General features: G+C 69.7%; 12 protein-coding genes, 1 tRNA gene and 1 rRNA gene. 13 read left to right on the top strand and 1 reads right to left on the bottom strand.

All coding sequences use genetic code 11. The features are described 5' to 3' along the window. From rrf to AB0937_RS24895, 3 genes are all read left to right on the top strand, one after another. Positions 1–92, top strand: a 5S ribosomal RNA gene (gene rrf, locus AB0937_RS24905); the annotation flags it as partial. A gap of 114 nt (positions 93–206) precedes the next feature. Then, a complete protein-coding gene (locus tag AB0937_RS24900; RefSeq protein ID WP_366714392.1) occupies positions 207–869 on the top strand; it encodes a DegT/DnrJ/EryC1/StrS family aminotransferase in 663 nt (220 codons plus the stop codon). A 74-nt stretch (positions 870–943) separates the two neighbouring features. Beyond that, positions 944–1,019: transfer RNA gene (locus tag AB0937_RS24895), tRNA-Thr, on the top strand. Positions 1,020–1,063: 44 nt separating this feature from the next. On the opposite strand, the gene AB0937_RS24890 is transcribed toward AB0937_RS24895, so the two are convergent. Further along, positions 1,064–3,817 (bottom strand): SpoIIE family protein phosphatase, encoded by a 2,754-nt coding sequence (locus tag AB0937_RS24890; protein ID WP_366714384.1) that lies wholly within the window; start codon positions 3,815–3,817, stop codon positions 1,064–1,066. A 382-nt stretch (positions 3,818–4,199) separates the two neighbouring features. Between AB0937_RS24890 and AB0937_RS24885 the strand changes: the two genes are divergently transcribed. From AB0937_RS24885 to AB0937_RS24840, 10 genes are all read left to right on the top strand, one after another. Continuing rightward, complete coding sequence (locus AB0937_RS24885; RefSeq protein WP_366714383.1) at positions 4,200–9,671, top strand: HAMP domain-containing protein; 5,472 nt, start codon at positions 4,200–4,202, stop codon at positions 9,669–9,671. A gap of 307 nt (positions 9,672–9,978) precedes the next feature. Then, positions 9,979–10,659 (top strand): response regulator, encoded by a 681-nt coding sequence (locus AB0937_RS24880; protein WP_030853408.1) that lies wholly within the window; start codon positions 9,979–9,981, stop codon positions 10,657–10,659. Positions 10,660–10,786: 127 nt separating this feature from the next. Further along, the gene (locus tag AB0937_RS24875; protein ID WP_366714382.1) at positions 10,787–13,540 is read left to right on the top strand and encodes a DNA translocase FtsK; all 2,754 of its coding nucleotides are present in this window, start codon (positions 10,787–10,789) and stop codon (positions 13,538–13,540) included. 261 nt (positions 13,541–13,801) lie between these two features. Then, positions 13,802–14,650, top strand: a complete 849-nt coding sequence (locus AB0937_RS24870; RefSeq protein ID WP_366714381.1) for a RodZ domain-containing protein — start codon at positions 13,802–13,804, stop codon at positions 14,648–14,650. Positions 14,651–14,743: 93 nt separating this feature from the next. Further along, positions 14,744–16,243, top strand: coding sequence for a 30S ribosomal protein S12 methylthiotransferase RimO (rimO, locus tag AB0937_RS24865; protein WP_366714380.1), 1,500 nt, complete (start codon positions 14,744–14,746; stop codon positions 16,241–16,243). Continuing rightward, on the top strand, positions 16,240–17,166 hold the full coding sequence (pgsA, locus tag AB0937_RS24860; protein ID WP_366714379.1) for a CDP-diacylglycerol--glycerol-3-phosphate 3-phosphatidyltransferase: 927 nt from the start codon (positions 16,240–16,242) through the stop codon (positions 17,164–17,166). The genes rimO and pgsA overlap by 4 nt, the downstream gene beginning before the upstream one ends. Further along, entirely contained in the window at positions 17,163–17,708 is a 546-nt protein-coding gene (locus AB0937_RS24855) for a nicotinamide-nucleotide amidohydrolase family protein (RefSeq protein WP_366714378.1), read from the top strand. Before pgsA ends, AB0937_RS24855 begins: the two co-directional genes overlap by 4 nt. A 109-nt stretch (positions 17,709–17,817) precedes the next feature. Continuing rightward, on the top strand, positions 17,818–18,198 hold the full coding sequence (locus AB0937_RS24850; RefSeq protein WP_033314530.1) for a helix-turn-helix transcriptional regulator: 381 nt from the start codon (positions 17,818–17,820) through the stop codon (positions 18,196–18,198). A gap of 233 nt (positions 18,199–18,431) precedes the next feature. Beyond that, entirely contained in the window at positions 18,432–18,902 is a 471-nt protein-coding gene (locus AB0937_RS24845) for a DNA starvation/stationary phase protection protein (RefSeq protein ID WP_351633363.1), read from the top strand. 202 nt (positions 18,903–19,104) lie between these two features. Further along, positions 19,105–19,377 (top strand): hypothetical protein, encoded by a 273-nt coding sequence (locus tag AB0937_RS24840; protein WP_366714377.1) that lies wholly within the window; start codon positions 19,105–19,107, stop codon positions 19,375–19,377. Positions 19,378–19,382 lie beyond the last annotated feature (5 nt).

Raw genomic sequence — 19,382 nt, 5'->3', positions numbered from 1 at the left:
CGCCCGGTTACATTCCGAACCCGGAAGCTAAGCCTTACAGCGCCGATGGTACTGCAGGGGGGACCCTGTGGGAGAGTAGGACGCCGCCGAACAATCATTGAAAGGGTTGGACCCGGAACTTCGGTTTCGGGTCCAACCCTTTTTTGTTTCGCGTCACTTGAAGTTCACGTGGCACGAGCAGCATCCACAGCATGGGTACTGCTGCAATGCTCAGGGCCGCCGGTGTCGGACTCGGTGACGAGGTCGTGGTGCCGGCCTTCGGGAACGTCGAGGTCGCCGAGGCCGTCGCCAAGGCCGGGGCTCTGCCGGTGTTCGCCGACATAGACCCCGCCACCTACTGCCTCGACGCCGCTGCTGTGGAAGCGGCGGTGACTCCGCGTACCGCGGCCGTGGTTGTCGTACACCGCTTCGGCCGGCTCGCCGACATTCCGCGGTTGCACGCGCTCGGGCAGCGGCACGGACTGCTCGTCCTCGAACAGGGCGAGTCCGAGGCGCCGTACGACGAGATAGCCCAGCGCAGGGAGCGCGCGGGTTACCTCCACGCCAAGTTGAGGGGTGTCCGGGTGCCGGACGACGGTGACGGGCACACCTACCAGCAGTACGTCGTGCGGGTGCCCGGCAACGGGCGGCCCGATCGGGATGCGTTCGCACGGGCCGTGCGGGCCAGGGGAGTTGCGTGCCGGGTGCCCGTGAAGACGCCCGTGCACCGGCTGCCCGAATTCCGGCGGTGCGTCGCGCTGCCGGAGACCGAGCGGGCCTCCGACGAGACGCTCGCGCTGCCTGTGGACGCGTCGCTGACCAAGCGGGACATGCAGCGCATCGTGTCCGCGTGCAATGCCCTCGGAGGGCTGCTGCAACCCGCGTTCTGACGTGGTTGGGAGCACGGGTCTGTTCGGGGTATGATCTATTCCGTTGCCGCGGGGGAAACCTCGCAAAGCAACAGGCCCCTATAGCTCAGTCGGTAGAGCGTCTCCATGGTAAGGAGAAGGTCAGCGGTTCGATTCCGCTTGGGGGCTCCAGCAGAAAAGGCCCCACCCTCTCGGGTGGGGCCTTTCGCGTTCTCCTAGTCCTTGTGCGGACCCGGGACGCGCATCGCCAGGATCGCCATGTCGTCCGACGGGGCGTCCGACGCGAAGCGTTCCACCGCGCGCATGATGCGGGCCGCGACCGCGCCGGCCGTCAGGCCCGTGCAGGTCGTGAGTACATCGGCGAGGCCGTCGTCGCCGAGCATGCGGGCACCCTCACGGCGCTCGGTGACGCCGTCCGTGACACACAGGAGGACATCGCCCGCATCGAGGGTGACGGTCTGCTCGTACAGCTCCAGGTCCTCGATGACGCCGAGGAGCGGCTGGGGTTCCGCGGCCGGTTCGACCGAGCCGTCCTGGCGCAGGCGCAGCGGGAGCGGATGCCCGGCACAGACCACCTTCAGCTCGGCGCTGCCGTCCTCCTGGCGGCGCATCTCGCCGTAGAGGAGGGTGAGGAAGCGGCTGCGGGCGCCTTCGTCGAGGATCGCGGAGTTGAGGCGCTCCAGGACCGCGGGGCCGCTGAGGCCCTCCCGGGCCAGCAGGCGCAGGGCGTGGCGGGCCAGGCCCGTGACGGCCGCCGCGTTCGGGCCCGTGCCGCAGACGTCGCCGATGGCGAAGCCGTAGGCGCCGTCGCTGATGGGGAAGACGTCGTAGAAGTCGCCGCCCACCTCGTTGCCCTCGCCCGCGGCGCGGTAGATCACCTCGACCTCGACGCCCTCGATCTCGGGAAGTTCCGGGGGGAGCAGACTGCGCTGGAGGGACTGGCTGATCGCCGTGCGCTCCGAGTAGAGGCGGGCGTTGTCCAGGGCCAGGGCGGCTCGGCGGGAGAGGTCCTCTGCGAGTTCCAGGATCTCCTGGCGGAAGTGCTCGTCGGTGGGCTTGCCGAGGGTCAGCATGCCGATGACGCGGTTGCGGGCGACCAGGGGCAGGACGACGGTCTCGCCGCCGACGGCGGAGGCGGTGGCCAGGGTGGGGCCGATGCCCGGTGTGACCTGGCGGGTGGGGCTGCCGCTGAGGCCGAGGCTGCGCATGGAGCTGCGCAGGGCCGCCTGGTGGGCGACCTCGCCGGGGGCCGTCCACACCCGGGCGCCGGGGGTGGGGACCGGGTCGGGCGGCGGGACCTTCGACAGCAGGGACTTGATGCCGTCGATGAGTTCCTCGTCCTCGTGCAGCACGTACGAGAGGTAGGGCTCGGAAGCCTGGTCGGCGATCGTGTACACGGCGCACCAGGTGGCGAGGGTCGGGACCGTCATCTGGGCCATGAGGGCCAGGGTCTGGTCGCGGTCCAGGGTGCCGGCCAGCAGGTCGGAGGCCTCGACGAGGAAGCTGAGTGAGCCGCGGCGCAGGCGTTCCAGTTCACCCAGACGGGCCGACTCGACGGCGAGGGCGATGCGGTCGGCGGCGAACTGGAGGCGCAGGGCCTCCTCGTTGGAGTATCGGGCGGGCGCTTCGGCGGCGACGCCGAGGGAGCCGGTGAGGCGGCCCTCGACCTTCAGCGGGACGGTGACGACCGAGCGCATGCCCGTGCCGTTGAGCAGCGGTACCGCGCCGGGGACCGCGGTCAGGTCGTCGTGGACGGCGGGCATGCGGGCCGAGCCGTAGCGGCCGGGGCCGGCCTCCACGGGGACGCGGGCGAAGCGCTGGCGGGCGGAGGGGAGGCCGGTGGAGGCACGGACCTCCAGTTCCGTCTCGTCGTCGGTGGCCAGCAGGAGGAACGCCGAGTCGCCGTCGAGCATGTCCCGGGCGCGTTCGACCGTGCGCTGGAGGAGGCCGTCGAGATCGTCCGGGGCGGGGGAGCCGATGAAGACCTCGAAGGGGTCGGTGCTCTGGCCCTCGGCGCCGGTGGAGGTGTCCGAGGCGGGGACGCGCAGGGGTGTCTGCAGAACTGCCCGTTCGTGGTCCCGTACCAGGAGGCACACGGTTGACGGCTCGCCGCCGGTGTCGCGGACGCGCAGGTGGGAGGCGTAGACGGGGGTGACGCGGCCGGTGGCGGCGCGGATGCCGTAGCTGCCTTCCCAGCGGGAGAGGCGGAGGGCTTCCGCGATGCCGGTGCTGGTGCCGGGGGTGTGGGGCCAGGCCGCGAGGTCGGTCAGGGGCTTGCCGGTGACCTGCTCGGCGGGGTAGCCGAAGAGTTCCTCGGCGTCCTCGTTCCAGGCGGCGATGTGGCCGGTGCGGTCGATCTGGATGACGGCGACGCGGACCCGGCCGTCGGCGAGGGGGAGGAGGTCGGAGGGGAGGGCCGGGCCCGCCGCCCGGGTGCCCACCGCACGTGCGGGCAGGTCCAGTTGGAACCAGACGGTCTTGTGGGTGGGGGTGTACTCGACGCCCCAGCGGCCGGCGAGGGCCGCGCACAGCTGGAGGCCGCGGCCGCCTTCGCGGTCGGGGCTGCCCATGTTGATCGCGGTGCCCTGGAGGGGGATCTCGCGTTCGGGGTAGCGGTCGGCCACCTCGATGCGTACGCCGTCGTCGCTGCGCAGGCACAGCACGTCGGCGGAGGTGCCGGCGTGGACCACGGCGTTGGTCACCAGTTCGCTGGTGAGAACCACGGCGTCATCGACGATGTCGGCGAAACCCCAGCCCTGGAGGGTGTCGCGGACGAACGAGCGGGCGCTCGCGACCGAGCGCCCGACGGGCTCGAAACTGGCGGCCGCGCGCGCGGTGATCACAGAACTCCTCGACCGGTTCTCGACGTGCTGGGCTGCGGGGCCGACCGGTTCGCGCCGCTGCTGCGGCAGGCTGCCCGTCGGCCGGGGGTCCGAGGGCTGTTCCCCCGGGATCAGTCCGGTGGTCATGTTGTGTGCGGCCGCCCCTCCGATGCCCGCTCGTCTTCGTGCCACCGCCCAGGCCGGACGGGACCGGCGCGGCTGGACAGCCGGATGCAAGGTTACTTACCTTCGCGGTCCGTGCGGATGCCGGTCTGCAGTGTTTCCGTCCGGAGGGTGTGCGGACGATGTGCGAAGCTGCCGAACTGTTATGGCCTGGTTCGGCCGGGGTGAAACACTGGGCAGGCTTCCTGTGAAGGTCCGGGCGGGCTGTGTGTCCGGCAGTGATCGTGGGCAGCAGCCCCGTGGAAGCGGCCTGGTATGCAGGGCAGAGAATACGCAGTAGTAACTGGTACGCCGAGCGCGGTACCCGAGCACAGCAGTGACGGTCGACCCCTGCGGGAGGGACACAGTGGAGTCTGGCGCAGCGACGCGTGGCAAGAAGACGCGCGCGAAGGGCGGACAGTCCCCGGTCAACCAGGGCAAGGTGCGCAGCGGCACGACCGAGGTGGACACGGCTGCCTTGAACCGGCTGATGGCGGCCCTGGTGTCGATGCGGGACGGGAACTTCCGCAAGCGGCTCACGGTGTCGGGCGACGGCGTGATGGCCGAGATCGCGGCGGTCTTCAACGAGGTGGCCGACCGCAATCTGCACCTGACGGGTGAGCTGTCGCGGGTGCGGCGGATGGTGGGCCGTGAGGGCAAGCTGACCGAGCGGCTGGAGACGGGTGCCTGTGAGGGCTCCTGGGCGACGGCGATCGACAACTCCAATGCCCTGGTGGACGACCTGGTGCGGCCGGTTTCCGAGGTCGGCCGGGTGCTGTCGGCGGTGGCGGAGGGTGATCTGTCGCCGCGGATGGAGCTGCGGACCCAGGTGCCGGACGGGAACAGTCAGCCTCTGCGGGGCGAGTTCCTGAAGGTCGGACGGACCGTCAACAACCTGGTCGACCAGCTGTCGACGTTCACCGACGAGGTCACGCGTGTGGCCAGTGAGGTGGGCACCGAGGGCAAGCTGGGCGGGCAGGCCCGGGTGCGGGGCATGTCGGGCTCCTGGCGGGACCTGACGGACTCCGTCAACACGATGGCGTACCGGCTGACGGCCCAGGTGAGGGACATCGCGCTGGTGACGACGGCGGTCGCCAAGGGTGACCTGTCGCGGAAGGTCACGGTCCAGGTGGCCGGCGAGATGCTGGAGCTGAAGAACACCGTCAACACGATGGTGGACCAGCTGTCGGCGTTCTCGTCCGAGGTCACGCGGGTGGCCCGTGAGGTGGGTACCGAGGGCGCGCTGGGCGGGCAGGCGCAGGTGCCGGGCGTCGCCGGTGTGTGGAAGGAACTCACCGATTCGGTGAACACGATGGCCGGGAACCTGACGGCTCAGGTACGTGGGATCGCGGAGGTGACGACCGCGGTCGCCAACGGTGATCTGTCGCGCAAGGTGACCGTGCCGGCGCGCGGTGAGGTCGCGCAGCTCGCCGACACGATCAACCAGATGACCGAGACGCTGCGCATCTTCGCGGACGAGGTCACGCGCGTGGCCAACGAGGTCGGCGCCGAGGGGCAGCTCGGTGGCCAGGCGAACGTGCCGGGTGCCGCGGGGACGTGGAAGGACCTCACCGATTCGGTGAACACGGTCTTCCGGAATCTGACCACTCAGGTGCGGGACATCGCCGCGGTGACGACGGCGGTGGCCAACGGTGACCTCTCGCAGAAGGTCACGGTCGACGTGGCCGGCGAGATGCTGGAACTGAAGAACACCGTCAACACGATGGTGGATCAGCTGTCCGCGTTCGGTGCCGAAGTGACGCGTGTGGCGCGGGAGATCGGTGTCGAGGGTGAGCTGGGTGGCCAGGCGCAGGTGCCGGGCGCTGCGGGCACGTGGAAGGACCTGACGGACTCCGTCAACACGGCGTTCCGGAACCTCACCGGTCAGGTGAGGAACATCGCCCAGGTGACGACGGCGGTGGCCAATGGCGACCTCTCGCAGAAGGTCACCGTCGACGTCTCCGGCGAGATGCTCAAGCTGAAGAACACCGTGAACACGATGGTGGACCAGCTGTCGAGCTTCGCCGACCAGGTGACACGGATGGCCCGGGACGTGGGCACGGAGGGCCGCCTGGGCGGTCAGGCCCGTGTCGACGGTGTGTCGGGCACGTGGAAGGAACTCACCGACTCCGTCAACTCGATGGCCGGCAACCTCACCTCTCAGGTGCGCAACATCGCCCAGGTGACGACGGCGGTGGCCCGGGGTGACCTGTCGCAGAAGATCGACGTGGACGCGCGCGGGGAGATCCTGGAGCTGAAGAACACCATCAACACGATGGTCGACCAGCTCTCGGCCTTCGCCGACCAGGTGACCCGGGTCGCCCGCGAGGTGGGTACGGACGGCCGGCTGGGCGGTCAGGCGCAGGTGCCGGGCGTGGCCGGGGTGTGGCGTGATCTGACGGACTCCGTGAACGGCATGGCGTCCAACCTGACCGGCCAGGTGCGCAACATCGCACAGGTGGCCACGGCCGTGGCCCGGGGTGACTTGTCCCAGAAGATCACCGTGGACGCGCGCGGGGAGATCCTGGAGCTGAAGAACACCCTGAACACGATGGTGGACCAGCTGTCGTCGTTCGCCGAAGAGGTCACACGAGTGGCCCGTGAGGTGGGTACCGAGGGCATCCTCGGTGGTCAGGCCGAGGTGCAGGGCGTCTCCGGCACCTGGAAGGACCTCACCCAGTCCGTGAACGGCATGGCGAACAACCTGACCATCCAGGTGCGCAACATCGCCGAGGTCACGACGGCGGTGGCCCGGGGTGATCTGTCGAAGAAGATCACCGTCGACGCCAAGGGCGAGATCCTCGAGCTGGTCACGACCGTCAACACGATGGTCGACCAGCTGTCGTCGTTCGCCGAGCAGGTGACGCGGGTGGCCCGTGAGGTGGGCACCGAGGGCATCCTGGGCGGTCAGGCGCACGTGCCGGGTGTCACGGGCATCTGGAAGGACCTGAGCGACAACGTCAACCTGATGGCGAAGAACCTCACCACTCAGGTGCGGAACATCTCCCAGGTCTCGGCGGCGGTCGCCAACGGTGACCTGACACGGCAGGTCACGATCGAGGCGCGCGGTGAGGTGGCGCAGCTCGCCGACACCATCAACACGATGGTGAAGACGCTGAGTTCGTTCGCCGAGCAGGTCACCAAGGTGGCCCGTGAGGTGGGCACGGACGGCATCCTCGGCGGGCAGGCGCACGTACCCGGTGTGGCGGGGACGTGGAAGGACCTCACCGAGTCCGTGAACCAGATGGCGTCCAACCTGACCGGTCAGGTGCGCAACATCGCCATGGTGACCACGGCCATCGCCAAGGGCGACCTGACCAAGAAGATCGACATCGACGCGCGCGGCGAGATCCTGGAGCTGAAGACGACCATCAACACGATGGTCGACCAGCTGTCGTCCTTCGCCGAGGAGGTCACCCGGGTCGCCCGTGAGGTGGGTACGGAAGGACAGCTCGGCGGCCAGGCACGCGTGCGTGACGTGGACGGCACCTGGCGTGACCTGACGGAGTCGGTGAACGAGATGGCCGGGAACCTGACCCGGCAGGTGCGTGCCATCGCGCGCGTGGCGACCGCGGTGACCCGCGGCGATCTGAACCTGAAGATCGACGTGGACGCGTCCGGGGAGATCCAGGAGCTCCAGGACTACATCAACAAGATGATCGCCAACCTGCGCGACACCACGATCGCCAACAAGGAGCAGGACTGGCTGAAGGGCAACCTGGCCCGGATCTCGGCGCTGATGCAGGGCCGCCGGGACCTGGAGGACGTGGCGTCGCTGATCATGAGCGAGCTGACGCCGGTCGTCTCCGCGCAGCACGGCGCGTTCTTCCTGGCCATGCCGCTTGTCGACGGCGAGGACATGAACGCCGCGGACGACGATCAGTACGAGCTGCGCATGCTCGGCAGCTACGGCTACTCGATGGGCTCGATGCCGACGTCGTTCGAGCCCGGTGAGGCGCTCATCGGGACGGCCGCCACGGAGAAGCGCACGATCCTGGTCGAGAACGCTCCCAGCGGCTACCTGAAGATCTCCTCGGGGCTCGGCGAGGCGCCGCCCGCGCAGGTGATCGTGCTGCCGGTGCTGTTCGAGGGGAAGGTGCTCGGCGTCATCGAGCTGGCGTCGTTCACACCGTTCACGCAGATCCAGAAGGACTTCCTGAACCAGATCGCGGAGATGATCGCGACGAGCGTCAACACCATCTCCGTCAACACCAAGACCGAGCTGCTGCTGGCGCAGTCGCAGGAGCTGACCGAGCAACTGCGCGAGCGCTCGGCCGAGTTGGAACAGCGGCAGAAGGCCCTTCAGGCGTCCAACGCCGAACTGGAGGAGAAGGCCGAGCTGCTGGCCCAGCAGAACCGCGACATCGAGGTGAAGAACACCGAGATCGAGGAGGCGCGGCAGGTCCTGGAGGAGCGCGCCGAGCAGCTCGCGGTGTCGATGCGCTACAAGAGCGAGTTCCTCGCGAACATGTCGCACGAGCTGCGTACGCCGCTCAACTCGCTGCTGATCCTGGCCAAGCTGCTCGCCGACAACGCCGAGGGGAACCTCTCCCCGAAGCAGGTCGAGTTCGCCGAGACGATCCACGGGGCCGGTTCCGACCTGCTCCAGCTGATCAACGACATCCTCGACCTGTCGAAGGTCGAGGCGGGCAAGATGGACGTCTCCCCGACGCGGATCGCGCTCGTCCAGCTCGTGGACTACGTGGAGGCCACCTTCCGGCCGCTGACCGCGGAGAAGGGCCTGGATCTGTCGGTGCGGATCTCGCCGGAGCTGCCCGCGACGCTGCACACCGACGAACAGCGGCTGCTGCAGGTGCTGCGCAACCTGCTGTCGAACGCGGTGAAGTTCACCGACTCCGGTTCGGTGGAGCTGGTCATCAGGCCGGCGCGGGACGACGTGCCGCAGCGGATCCGCGAGCAGCTCATGGAGACCGGCTCGCTGACCGACCCGGACGCCGAGCTGATCGCGTTCTCCGTGACCGACACCGGGATCGGCATCGCCTCCAGCAAGATGCGGGTGATCTTCGAGGCGTTCAAGCAGGCCGACGGCACGACCAGCCGGAAGTACGGCGGGACGGGCCTCGGGCTGTCCATCTCGAGGGAGATCGCCCAGTTGCTCGGCGGTGAGATCCACGCGCAGAGCGAGACGGGGCGCGGCTCGACCTTCACGCTGTATCTGCCGCTGCACCCCAGTGAACTGCCGCCTCAGGGCTACCAGCAGCAGCTGCCGTCGCTGGAGGCCGGTGACCTGGTGGCGTCGAAGGCCGACCCCTCCGAGCTGTCGGACGTGGAGACCGAGACGCCGGCCGAGGTGCAGTCGTACCGCGAGACGCAGAACGGGCCTGCCGCCTTGTTCCGGCGGCGCCGCAGGATGCCCGAGCTGCCGCCGCGCCCGGCCCAGCTGGAGCAGTGGACACCGTCCGAACAGGAGCCGGCGCCGAAGCCGCACCGCGGCATCCGCTTCGGCGGCCAGAAGGTCCTGATCGTCGACGACGACATCCGCAACGTCTTCGCCCTGACCAGCGTCCTGGAGCAGCACGGCCTGTCCGTGCTGTACGCGGAGAACGGCCGGGAGGGCATCGAGGTCCTGGAGCAGCACGACGATGTGGCGGTCGTGCTGATGGACATCATGATGCCCGAGATGGACGGGTACGCCACGACCACGGCGATCCGCCGGATGCCGCAGTTCGCCGGTCTGCCGATCATCGCGCTGACCGCCAAGGCGATGAAGGGCGACCGTGAGAAGGCGATCGAGTCCGGAGCGTCCGACTACGTGACGAAGCCGGTCGATCCCGATCATCTGCTGACGGTGATGGATCAGTGGATGCGAGGAGAATGAGGGGAACGTTGGGCAGTTGCGCGACCATGACGGGAAGGTTCGGTGTTCACACGGAGTTGCGGACTCGGTGTGCGCATAGTCGTGTAGAAGTACAGGATCTGGGGAACCTTCTGGTCTCCTGCTGCGTTTCTGCTACGTGCACAGTGACATCACGGTGACAGGGTGTGGCGACGGGCAGGGTGCGGCTACGATGACCGGCACAAGGACGGGCGGCGCAAGGGAGTCGTCCGCTGGGGCGGCACCCACCGGTGCTGTCACAGGTCCTGCGGACAGGGGAGGCCCCACGCCGGGGCGAGGAGGGCGGGCCATGGTGCAGAAGGCCAAGATCCTCCTGGTCGATGACCGGCCGGAGAATCTGCTGGCGCTGGAGGCGATCCTCTCTGCGCTCGATCAGACGCTGGTGCGGGCATCGTCCGGGGAGGAAGCGCTCAAAGCGCTGCTCACGGACGACTTCGCGGTCATCCTGCTGGATGTCCAGATGCCGGGGATGGACGGCTTCGAGACGGCCGCGCACATCAAGCGCCGCGAGCGGACCCGGGACATCCCGATCATCTTCCTCACGGCGATCAACCACGGCCCGCACCACACCTTCCGGGGTTACGCGGCGGGCGCGGTGGACTACATCTCCAAGCCGTTCGACCCGTGGGTGCTGCGCGCGAAGGTCTCCGTGTTCGTCGAGCTGTACATGAAGAACTGCCAGCTGCGGGAGCAGGCGTCGCTGCTGCGGCTCCAGTTGGAGGGCAACGGCAAGGACGCGGGCGGTGAGGCCAAGGAGTCGGCCGGGCTGCTCGCGGAGCTCTCCGCGCGGCTCGCGGCCGTCGAGGAGCAGGCCGAAGCGCTGACCAAACAGCTCAACGACGAGTCGACGGACGCCGCCGCGGTGGCCACGGCGGCTCATCTGGAGCGCAAGCTCACGGGGTTGCGGCGGGCGCTGGACGCGCTGGAGCCGGGCACCGGGAGCACTTCCTCGGTGTCCTCGCAGAACTGACGCGCCCGCAGGCGGGATTGCCCGCCCGTGACCACGCGTCAGTTTCGTGCCTCTCCCGGGGCGACACGAACGGGTGAAGCCGTGGACACACGTGTCCCCTGTCGTCTCCCCCGGTAACCTCACACACATGGCCTCACGTCCCTCCGCAGCCAAGAAGCCGTCGCCCGCGAAGAAGGCGGCCTCGAAGGCTCCGGCGAAGAAGGCCGCCGCCAAGAAGGCTCCCGCGAAGAAGGCGCCCGCCAGGAAGGCCGCGGCCAAGAAGGTCGCGCCCAGACCGGCCCCCAGTCCCACCGGTGGTGTCTACCGGCTCGTGCGGGCCGTGTGGCTCGGTGTGGCGCACGCCGTCGGCGCCGTGTTCCGCGGCATAGGGCAGGGCGCCAGGAACCTCGACCCGGCTCACCGCAAGGACGGTGTCGCGCTGCTGCTGCTCGCCATCGCGCTGATCGTCGCCGCGGGCACCTGGGCCGACCTCAAGGGCCCGGTGGGCGACCTGGTGGAGATCCTCGTCACCGGTGCCTTCGGCCGCCTGGACCTGCTCGTGCCGATACTCCTCGCGGTCATCGCCGTGCGGTTCATCCGGCACCCGGAGAAGCCCGAGGCCAACGGACGCATCGTCATCGGCCTGTCCGCGCTCGTCATCGGCGTGCTCGGCCAGGTCCACATCGCGTGCGGATCACCCGCGCGCGGCGACGGCATGCAGGCCATAAGGGACGCCGGCGGCCTCATCGGCTGGGGCATGGCGACCCCGCTGTCGTACGCCATGGGCGACGTGCTCGCCGTGCCGCTGCTGGTGCTGCTCACGGTCTTCGGGCTGCTGGTCGTCACGGCCACCCCGGTCAACGCCATCCCACAGCGGCTGCGGCTGCTCGGGGTGCGTCTCGGGCTCGTCCGCGACCCGGCCGAGGACGAGTTCGCCTTCGCCGACGACGACGAGCGCTACGACGAGCAGTGGCGCGAGGCGCTGCCCGCGCGCCCGCGCGGCAGGCGAGCGCCGGCGCCCGGGGCGTACGACCCCGATGGTGCCGAGCAGGAGGCGCTCACGCGGCGTCGTGGCCGCCCGCGCCGCTCGGCGGTGCCGCAGCCCGACATGGACCGGCCCAGGGACGCCGTGGACGTCGCCGCGGCGGCCGCCGCGGCCCTCGACGGGGCCGTGCTGCACGGCATGCCGCCCTCTCCGGTCGTCGCGGACCTCACCCAGGGCGTACGGGTGGGGGACCAGGAGGCGACCACGCCGACGCCCGTCCCGGCCGCGCGCCCCCAGCAGGAGAAGCTCAAGCAGGACAAGGCCGAGCAGGCCGCGCCCGAACCGCAGCGGCCGAAGCCCGGCGTGCGCGACCTCACCAAGACCCCGCCCGCCGAACCCCGCGACCTGCCCGCGCGCGCGGAGCAGCTCCAGCTCTCCGGCGACATCACGTACTCGCTGCCGTCGCTGGACCTGCTGGAGCGTGGCGGCCCGGGCAAGGCCCGCAGTGCCGCCAACGACCTCATCGTCGAGTCGCTGACGACGGTCTTCACCGAGTTCAAGGTGGACGCCAGTGTCACCGGCTTCACCCGCGGTCCGACGGTCACGCGCTACGAGGTCGAGCTCGGCCCCGCCGTGAAGGTCGAGCGGATCACCGCCCTGACGAAGAACATCGCCTACGCCGTCGCCAGCCCGGACGTGCGGATCATCAGCCCGATCCCCGGCAAGTCCGCGGTCGGCATCGAGATCCCGAACACGGACCGGGAGATGGTGAACCTCGGCGACGTACTCCGTCTGGCGGAGTCCGCCGAGGACGACGATCCGATGCTGGTCGCGTTCGGCAAGGACGTCGAGGGCGGCTACGTCATGCACTCGCTGGCGAAGATGCCGCACATGCTGGTCGCCGGCGCCACCGGCTCCGGCAAGTCGTCCTGCATCAACTGCCTGATCACCTCGATCATGATGCGGGCGACCCCCGAGGACGTCCGGATGATCCTGGTCGACCCCAAGCGGGTCGAACTGACCGCGTACGAGGGCATCCCGCACCTGATCACGCCGATCATCACCAACCCCAAGCGGGCCGCCGAGGCGCTCCAGTGGGTCGTGCGCGAGATGGACCTGCGCTACGACGACCTCGCCGCCTACGGCTACCGGCACATCGACGACTTCAACAAGGCCGTGCGCGAGGGCAAGGTCAAACCGCCCGAAGGCAGCGAGCGCGAGCTCCAGCCGTACCCGTACCTGCTGGTCATCGTCGACGAGCTCGCCGACCTGATGATGGTCGCGCCGCGCGACGTCGAGGACGCGATCGTGCGCATCACGCAGCTCGCGCGCGCGGCCGGCATCCACCTGGTGCTCGCCACGCAGCGGCCGTCGGTGGACGTCGTCACCGGCCTGATCAAGGCGAACGTGCCGTCACGCCTGGCGTTCGCCACGTCCTCGCTGGCCGACTCGCGGGTCATCCTCGACCAGCCCGGCGCCGAGAAGCTCATCGGCAAGGGCGACGGGCTGTTCCTGCCGATGGGGGCCAACAAGCCCACCCGTATGCAGGGCGCGTTCGTCACCGAGGAGGAGATCGCGGGCGTCGTCCGGCACTGCAAGGACCAGATGACGCCCGTCTTCCGGGACGACGTCGTCGTGGGCACCAAGCAGAAGAAGGAGATCGACGAGGACATCGGCGACGACCTCGACCTGCTGTGCCAGGCCGCGGAACTGGTCGTCTCCACGCAGTTCGGGTCGACGTCCATGCTCCAGCGCAAGCTGCGCGTCGGCTTCGCCAAGGCCGGCCGGCTGATGGACCTGATGGAGTCCCGGAACATCGTCGGACCGAGTGAGGGTTCGAAGGCTCGTGACGTTCTTGTGAAGCCTGACGAGCTGGATGGCGTGCTCGCCCTGATCCGGGGGGAGTCTGAAGGGTAGGGAAGCGGGAGACGGTGGTCGCCGCACGGGGCGTTACGGCAATCGGGTCCGGATCGTGACTCACCCGTAAGGGATCACCGAGCAACCGTTTCCCGTCGGCGTACGTCAAGTTGAGGGAAGCAACGAACAGCGACCCCACCATCGGAATGTCGGGCCATTCCGATGGCGTACAAAGTGACACCGCCCGGTTGCCCCACCCTTTTGGTACCCCCCTAGACTGAACTTCCAGCACAGGCGGCTACACGCTCGAAAGGCGCCCCCGTGTCCATCGGCAACTCCCCTGAAGACGAGCGTCCGTTCGAAAACGAGCACGTCGAAGCAGACCGCGAGGAAGCCCGCCCCTCCATCGGCCGTGCCCTGCAGCAGGCTCGCATCGCTGCCGGGCTGACCGTCGACGACGTCAGTAGCGCCACCCGGGTCCGCATGAACATCGTGCACGCCATCGAGGCGGACGACTTCTCCGCTTGCGGCGGGGACGTCTACGCCCGTGGGCACATCAGGACCCTGGCCAAGGCCGTCCACCTCGACCCCGAGCCGCTGCTCGCCCAGTACGGCGACGAACACGGCGGGCGGCCGGCACCGACCCCGGCAGCACCCCTGTTCGAGGCGGAACGCATCCGTCCAGAGCGGCGCGGCCCCAACTGGACCGCTGCCATGGTCGCTGCGATCGTCGTCGTGATCGGCTTCGTCGGCTTCACGATGTTCCAGGGCGGCGACGACAGCGGCAGCGGGGCGAACGTGGCCGAGGGCTCCACGCCCAGCGACTCCGCATCGCCGACCACCAAGACCAAGAAGCCCGCCGAGTCCGCACCCGAACCGTCGGACAGCGCCATCGCCGCCGCGCCGCAGGACAAGGTCACCGTCCGCGTGGCCGCCGCCGACGGCCGCAGCTGGATCGCCGCCAAGGACCACAACGGCCGGATGATCTTCGACGGCGTCCTGAAGCAGGGCGACACCAAGACCTTCCAGGACAGCTCCAAGGTCCAGCTCGTCCTCGGCGACGCCGGCGCGATCGACCTCTTCGTCAACGGCAAGAAGATCGAAGAGGACTTCCAGCCGGGGTCCGTCGAACGCCTGACGTACACGAAGGGCGACCCCGAGGCCGGGTGATCAGGCCGAAAGGTCCGGTTGGTACGGGGTTGGCCGGGAAACGGCCAACCCCGTCGACGTGGGGTGTCAGCGGGACGAAGTAGTCTTGAGCCCATGCCTGAACGCCGTACCGTCGCACTCGTCACCCTTGGCTGCGCCCGTAACGAGGTGGACTCGGAGGAGCTCGCAGGCCGTTTGGAGGCGGACGGCTGGCAGCTCGTCGAGGACGCTGAGGAAGCCGACGTCGCCGTCGTGAACACCTGCGGCTTCGTCGAAGCCGCAAAGAAGGACTCCGTCGACGCCCTCCTGGAGGCCAACGACCTCAAGGGGCACGGCAGAACCCAGGCCGTCGTGGCGGTGGGCTGCATGGCCGAGCGGTACGGCAAGGAGCTAGCCGAGGCCCTCCCCGAGGCCGACGGTGTGCTCGGCTTCGACGACTACGCGGACATCTCGGACCGCCTGCAGACGATCCTGAACGGCGGCATCCACGCCGCCCACACCCCGCGTGACCGGCGCAAGCTGCTGCCGATCAGCCCGGCGGAGCGCCAGGAGTCGGCCAACTCGGTCGCCCTGCCCGGGCACGGCCCGGCCGAGCCCGCCGTGGCCCCGGCGGACCTCCCGGAGGGCCTCGCTCCGGCCTCGGGCCCGCGTGCGCCCCTGCGCCGTCGCCTGGACGGCTCCCCGGTCGCCTCCGTGAAGCTCGCCTCCGGCTGCGACCGGCGCTGCTCCTTCTGCGCCATCCCGTCCTTCCGCGGCTCCTTCATCTCCCGCCGCCCGAGCGACGTGCTCAACGAGACCCGGTGGCTGGCCGAGCAGGGTGTGAAGGAGATCATGCTGGTCTCCGAGAACAACACCTCCTACGGCAAGGACCTCGGCGACATCCGCCTGCTGGAGTCGCTGCTGCCCGAGCTCGCCGAGGTCGACGGCATCGAGCGCGTCCGCGTCAGCTACCTCCAGCCTGCCGAGATGCGGCCCGGCCTCATCGACGTGCTGACCTCGACCCCGAAGATCGCGCCCTACTTCGACCTGTCCTTCCAGCACTCCGCGCCCGGCGTGCTGCGCGCGATGCGCCGCTTCGGCGACACCGACCGCTTCCTCGAGCTGCTCGACACCATCCGCAGCAAGGCGCCCGAGGCCGGTGTCCGCTCCAACTTCATCGTCGGCTTCCCCGGCGAGAGCGAGGCCGACCTCGCCGAGCTGGAGCGCTTCCTCAACGGCGCGCGGCTGGACGCCATCGGCGTCTTCGGCTACTCCGACGAGGAGGGCACCGAGGCGGCGACCTACGACAACAAGCTCGACGAGGACGTCGTGGCCGAGCGACTGGCCCACATCTCGCGCCTGGCCGAGGAACTCGTCTCGCAGCGGGCCGAGGACCGCGTCGGCCAGAGCGTGCGGGTCCTGGTCGAGTCCGTCGACGAGGACGGCGTGTACGGCCGTGCGGAGCACCAGGCGCCCGAGACGGACGGCCAGGTGCTGCTCACGAGCGGCGCGGGGCTGCGTGTCGGCCGTATGGTCGAGGCCAAGGTGGTCGGTACGGAAGGTGTCGACCTGGTGGCCGAGCCGCTTCAGGGCTCGTTCGCGTCGCCTGCGTGGAGTGAGGAGGCAGGCAGATGACCGGTGTCCCGGCATCCGCGGCGGGAGGCTCCTCCGGAGCGAGGAGGGCCGCGGCCGGTGCGGCTGCGGCGGCCTCGGGGACGGCGCCCGCGGCCGCGGTCGCGCGGTCGGCCGAGGGCGGGGGGTCCGGTGCGGGGCACGCTGCGGGACCCGGCGGGGCTCCTGACGGCGGGCACGGCGGGGCTGTCGACGCCGGGGACTGTGGGACCACCGGCGAGGGTGCCGGTTCTGGTTCCGGTTCCGGTGAGACGGTCCTCGGTGCTGAGGCCGGTACCGACGCCCAGGGCGAAGGGAAGACCCCGCGGGGCGGGAAGATCGCTGCCGCGGCCGTCAACCAGGCCAGCGTCTGGAACATCGCCAACCTCCTGACCATGCTCCGGCTGGTCCTCGTACCGGCCTTCGTCGCCCTGATGCTCGCCGACGGCGGCTACGACCCGGCATGGCGGTCCCTCGCCTGGGCCGCTTTCGCGGTCGCCATGATCACGGACCTCTTCGACGGTCACCTGGCGCGCACGTACAACCTGGTCACGGACTTCGGGAAGATCGCCGACCCGATCGCCGACAAGGCGATCATGGGTGCGGCGCTGATCTGCCTGTCCGCGCTCGGAGACCTGCCGTGGTGGGTGACCGGCGTCATCCTCGGCAGGGAACTCGGGGTCACTCTGCTGCGTTTTCTGGTCATCCGGTACGGCGTCATCCCGGCCAGCCGCGGAGGCAAGCTGAAGACCCTCATCCAGGGCGTGGCCGTAGGCATGTACGTGCTCGCACTGACGGGGTGGCTGGCGACCCTGAGGTGGTGGGTGATGGCCGCGGCGGTCGTGCTGACCGTGGTGACCGGGCTCGACTATGTGAAACAGGCCATTGTCTTGCGCAGGCAGGGAATCGCCGCGCGCAAGGCCGCGTTGGAGGAGAAGGAAGCGTGAGTTCCACGGCCACCGACGTGGTCCGACTACTCACGGTGAAGGGCGGGACGCTCGCCGTCGCGGAGTCGCTGACCGGTGGCCTCGTTGCGGCGGAGATCACGTCGGTTCCCGGGGCGTCCAAGGTCTTCCGGGGCTCGGTGACCGCCTACGCCACCGACCTGAAGCACGACCTGCTCCAGGTCGACGCCGCCCTGCTGGCGGCCCGGGGAGCGGTGGATGCGCAGGTCGCGGCCCAGATGGCGGCCGGCGTGCGCAAGGCGCTCGGCGCCGACTGGGGCATCTCGACCACCGGCGTCGCGGGCCCCGAGCCACAGGACGGGCAACCCGTCGGAACGGTCTTCGTCGCCGTGGACGGTCCCGCCGGGGCGGATGCCGGTTCTGCCTGCGGCGGAAAAGTGGAGGCTCTGCGGTTGAACGGCGGCCGCGCGGAAATTCGTAGAGAGAGTGTACGGAGCGTACTCGCACTGCTCCTGAAGGAGCTTGCGAGCGAGCAGACTGGGAATGAGCGGGCACAGGATACGGAACGGAACGGGGGGTTTTGATGTTTGCAGCCCTGAGTGAACACGACATCGCTCCCCGCACGGCCGCGGCGCAAGGCGGTACGGTGGGGCGTAATGGATGCGGCTACGCGGTCCGAGGAGGGAGCCACCGATGATTCTGCTCCGTCGCCTGCTGGGTGACGTGCTGCGTCGGCAGCGCCAGCGCCAGGGCCGTACTCTGCGCGAAGTCTCCTCGTCCGCCCGAGTCTCACTCGGCTATCTCTCCGAGGTGGAGCGGGGGCAGAAGGAGGCTTCCTCCGAGCTGCTCTCCGCCATCTGCGACGCGCTGGACGTACGGATGTCCGAGCTCATGCGGGAAGTGAGCGACGAGCTTGCCCTCGCCGAGCTGGCCCAGTCTGCTGCCGCCACCCCCAGCGAGCCTGTACCCACGCCGGTTCGCTCGATGCTGGGTTCCGTCTCGGTGACCGGTGTGCCACCGGAACGGGTGACCATCAAGGCGCCCGCCGAAGCGGTGGACGTCGTCGCCGCGTGAGGCTACACGCATACGCGGCATAAGCGAGCGGCGCCCGACCAGGCGCTGAGAAAATGGTGAGGCCCCGGCCGGGCCTCTCCGGGAGATCCGGAGGGGCGTCGCCCGGGGTTTTCGCTTGCCCGGCCCGGCTGACACCGCCCCGCAGGCGGGGTGTCCTGTTCGTGTGCATTTGCCGGTGTGGCGTGTGGCGGTCATCGTTGAGGGGATGGCGGGGGCAGTCCTCGGAGGTGCGGATGTACGTCGTGAAGAGCCCGTTGTCGGACGCGAACCTGAAGACCGTGTCCGAGGCGCTGCAGGGTGCCCTGGTCGATCTCGTGGATCTCGCCCTCGTGGCGAAGCAGATCCACTGGAACGTGGTGGGGCCGCGCTTCCGTTCCGTGCATCTCCAGCTCGACGAGGTCGTCGACACCGCGCGGAAGTACTCCGACACCGTGGCCGAACGCGCCGCCGCCCTCGGTATCTCGCCCGACGGGCGTGCCGCGACGGTGGCGGTCGGCAGCGGGATCGGGGTGACCCCGGAAGGGTGGGTCGACGACACGACCGCCGTGGGCGCGCTGGTCGAGGCGCTGGGAGCGGTGATCGCGCGGATGCGGGAGCGGGTCGAGACGACAGGGGAGCCGGATCCGGTGAGCCAGGACATCTTCATCGGGATCACGGCGGACCTGGAAAAGCATCACTGGATGTTCCAGGCCGAGAACGGGTGACCCGAGCGGAAGCGGGCGCTGGGCCGGGTGGGAGATGTGCCACCGCTCGGCTCGGACGTCTGTGCGGCGCGGGAAGGCTGTGTGATGCGGGTGGTCCGCACGCGCGTGACCCGCGTGGGATCCGCGGCGCGCCCGTGTGCCTGTGGTGCGCCCTGTCGGCGTGCGGGGGCGGCGGCATAGCGTCGGGCCGGAGGTGGCGGCCGTGGCGGGGATAGCAGGCTGGGGAAGCCGGCGCTGGGGGGCTCGCGGGGTCGCGCTCGGGCTCGGGGCACTGTGGTGGTGGGCCGTGCTCCGGCTGGTGGCCGTCCCCGGAGCAGGGGTGCTGGAGGCGGCGGTCGCGGCCGGGGGGTGGGGGCTGAGCGTGCTGCCCGTGCATTGCGTGCCCAAGCGACAGGCGCGGGGAGTGGTGGGGGCCGGGCGGCTGCGGAGGGTCTGGGGGGCCGGGGGTGCCGGGGCGAAGTCGGGGGAAGCGTAGAGCGG

Source organism: Streptomyces sp. NPDC047880, assembly GCF_040706515.1.
GTDB lineage: Bacteria > Actinomycetota > Actinomycetes > Streptomycetales > Streptomycetaceae > Streptomyces.
This window is presented reverse-complemented; position numbering and strand designations above follow the sequence as displayed.